Genomic DNA, 276 nt, shown 5'->3' on the forward strand with positions numbered 1-276 from the left:
CGGCAGGCCGAAGCCCGGGAAATCGCTGGGTGGCAAATAGCCCGTGACCGTGCGGCCGTAGACGGGGCGGTGCCGGTCGTCGGGGATGCCGATGAGGTCGATGGCCCAGGTCTGACCGAGCGTGTGCAGGCCGTGGCTGGGCGTGGCCGAAGCGGGAGAGTTGACGGCCTGCCAGCGGCCGCGCACGGGTGACGCGACGACGATCGATCCTTCTCGCTCGATCGGGGAGGCACTACCGAAATAGGCGCCCGCGGCGATGAGGAGCGCGCCGACCAT

General features: G+C 70.3%; 1 protein-coding gene. It reads right to left on the minus strand.

Going from position 1 to position 276, the window contains the following annotated elements:
• Positions 1 to 276: hypothetical protein (locus SB786_RS36170; protein WP_410731567.1), on the minus strand; the 276-nt coding region annotated here is incomplete at both ends.

The organism is Burkholderia sp. SIMBA_062, assembly GCF_046534765.1.
Lineage (GTDB): Bacteria > Pseudomonadota > Gammaproteobacteria > Burkholderiales > Burkholderiaceae > Burkholderia > Burkholderia ambifaria.